Raw genomic sequence first — 2982 nt, 5'->3', positions numbered from 1 at the left:
CACAGACTTCGGATAGTGCACGCCCTTAAACTCGATCACGTCAACCGCCTTTCACCAACTCACTGACAATGCTGACATATTCGGGGTCGCCACGGAACAGGAAACTTTGCGACACTACCCGCCCATGTCATCGTGCCAGGTGGCGGGCTGTCGCCGGATGGCACCCGGTGGATCGCCTGCCACCCGGGATTCTTCCTGTCGGTGAAGGTCTTGTCGAGGCTGTTTCGGCGTCTGTTTCTCGAAGGGCTGGCCAGATTGCACAAAGCCGGGAAGCTGGCGTTCTTCGGCGATCTGTCGGAACTGGCCGACCCCGACAAATTTGCCGCCCATCTCGCGCCGCTGCGCAAGGCCGACTGGGTCGTCTATGCCAAACCGCCCTTCGGCGGACCGGAGGCGGTGTTGGCCTATCTCAGCCGATACACCCACCGCGTCGCGATCTCGAACCACCGCCTCGTCAGCGCGGATGCCGGCACCGTGGCCTTCCGGTGGAAGGATTACCGGATCAAGCGCGGAGACCGGATGAAGGTCATGCGCCTGCCCACGTCCGAGTTCATCCGCCGGTTCCTCACCCATGTCCTGCCGTCCGGCTTCCACCGCATTCGCCACGCAGGCTTCCTGGCCAATGGTATCCGCCGCGACAGGATCGAGAAGATCAGATGTCTGATCGATACGGAGCCAAGGCGGGTTCGGACGACCGGCGAAGAAGATCCTGCCGATGCGTACCAGCGAGACCCGTGCAAGACATGCCTGAAATGCGGTGGCGCGATGATCGTCATCGAAACCTTTCCCCGCGGCCAGACCCCGAGATCCCGCGCGCCGCCATGGGAGGATGCCGCATGATCCATCCATCACACCCGGCCCTGCGATCCCGAGGCGTCGGCTCCGTCAGTGCGGCCATCCCACTGAAACCTCCACTGCAACGGGCTCAGAACGGCGAAACTAGGCACCGAGCGACGCCATCGGCCCGCGGAAATCGACGGGCCGACCGTCCCAGACGAAAAGGCCCCGAAGATCGACGCATCGACTGCCCAAGCCCTAAGACACAATCCCCATAGCACCGAAATCCGCCCGCGCTTTCCTCCTTGTCAGGTTTATCGCCGCTGAATGGCGCGCATCCAGCAGCCACAAACCTTAGACAAAGCGCCGTTTCGCTGCTCTTACTCCAATGACTGCTATTTGGTTTTTCGTTCTGCGGCCTACCCCGTGAATTTGCCAACGGGATCAAGCAGGCAAAGCAACTGGATGCGGGAGAGGCAACGCAGAGAGCGCAACGATATGCGATCAGATCTTGGCTATTGTTTGATACTTGATCGTTCATCGCAACGTGATGAGCCGTAAGCCCATACCGCCGAGCTGGACAGCAAATGGAGTAAAGGTCGACAACGCGAGCAGAGTCCACAGCGCAAGCCAAATCAGAAGTTGGGGTCGTAGGGTTTTCGGCTGGAAATTGGTGATCTGTACCCACCAGATGGTATACGTTCACACTAGGGCCTGTGGACATTCGGGATTCCCATTCGGCCTGATTTCTGATTCAAACTTCCAAAATGGAGGTTTGAATGAACGAGCAACGGTTTGTGGTGTCGGACATCTTGTGGCAGCGGCTTGAGCCACATCTTCCGGGTAAGGTCAGCGATGCCGGGGTCACTGCAAGGGACAATCGGATGTTTCTGGAAGCGGTCTTCTGGCGGGTGCGCACCGGGTCGCCGTGGCGCGACCTGCCGCCTGCCCTTGGTCACTGGAACAGCCAGTTCCGGCGGTTTCGCCGGTGGGCCAAGGCCGGAGTATTCGAGAGTCTTTTCAAAGCTATGAGCGAAGACGTCGACCTTGAATACGCGCTTACTGATGGAACCATCGTTCAGGTCCACCAAAAGGCAACCGGCGCAAAAGGGGGACTCAACATCAGGCCATTGGGCGCTCGCGCGGCGGATTAACAACTAAAATCGTGGCATTGGTGGATGCGCTCGGCAATCTGGTGCGCTTCCTGCTGCTGCCGGGACAAGCGCATGATATGAAAGGTGTCGCGCCGTTGATTAGGGGCGTTTCTTTTGACGCGCTGCTCGCGGACAAGGCGTTTGACGCGGACTGGCTGTTACAAGACCTCGACCAGCGCGGTGCAACCGCCGTGATCCCGCCCAAAGCCAACCGCAAAATCCAGCGCGATTATGACGTGGAAGTCTACAAGTGGCGGCATCTGGTGGAAAATTACTTCGCAAAGATCAAAGAGTTCAGAGGGATAGCCACAAGATACGACAAAACCGATTGTAGCTACGCAGCGTGTTGGAACCTCGTAGCAGCACTCATAGCCTCAAGATGATTGTCCACAGGCCCTAATACCCTCTAAGAGCAACGCTCAATTTTCTACAGCCATCTGATGGGCTACTTCGATCCGCCACCAAGCTAGTAAATACGTTCCGTGCTCTTCCAGATTCAGAATAGCCCATAATTCCGACGAAAGCCCTTGTACGAGCGATGTCGATAGCATCGAGATCGACCTCAAACATAAATATTTTAGGCGTGGCATCTAAAGACATATAAGTAAACTCACCGTTGGTCGTAGCGCCAAACTGCGCGAGTTCATTGTAGCGTTGATCCAAAGGCCACCCTAAGTCAGCACCTTCGAAAACTATACACTCATTTTGTCTGTTGGTCGTTCCACCGGTTTCATCAACAAACGACCCAAAAAATGCAGGCCAGAAATTCCGAAAACGTTGAGGCACACAGCTTTCGCAGTAGTCTCCCGGTGGAAGTGCGAAACACCTATTTCTTTCAAATCCAATGCAAAATATATCGCTTCTACTGTAGGTACTACCTCTGCCGTCTGTGGGCTCAATCGGGCACCCTAAAGCCTGCCTTCGTGCATCTGAATAGCCCCTAGATTTGTAGACGCCTTGCTTGGTAATTTTGGAAGCAAGGAGGACGCTATGTCCGGAGCGAAATTCACAGACGAGTTCAAACGCGATGCGGTCGCCCAGGTCGAGGATC

At 56.3% G+C, this 2982-nt stretch carries 2 protein-coding genes and 1 pseudogene; 2 read left to right on the top strand and 1 reads right to left on the bottom strand.

Annotated elements, in window-relative coordinates; translation table 11 throughout:
* Nucleotides 1-123: 123 nt before the first annotated feature.
* Together ACSR1C_RS20425 and ACSR1C_RS20420 are read left to right on the top strand one after the other, a co-directional pair.
* Nucleotides 124-840: pseudogene (locus ACSR1C_RS20425) on the top strand (IS91 family transposase); the annotation flags it as partial.
* A gap of 716 nt (nt 841-1556) precedes the next feature.
* A protein-coding gene (locus tag ACSR1C_RS20420; protein WP_460260847.1) for an IS5 family transposase occupies nt 1557-2314 on the top strand; the annotation gives its coding sequence in 2 pieces (ribosomal slippage) (nt 1557-1893 and nt 1893-2314; 759 coding nt in all).
* A 13-nt stretch (nt 2315-2327) separates the two neighbouring features.
* Here ACSR1C_RS20420 and ACSR1C_RS20415 read toward each other — a convergent pair.
* Nucleotides 2328-2982: hypothetical protein (locus tag ACSR1C_RS20415; RefSeq protein WP_460260846.1), on the bottom strand; the 655-nt coding region annotated here is incomplete at its 5' end.

It is taken from the genome of Actibacterium sp. D185-2, from assembly GCF_054954595.1.
Note: the sequence above shows the minus strand (reverse complement) of the source record. Positions and strands in the feature narration are given on the sequence as shown.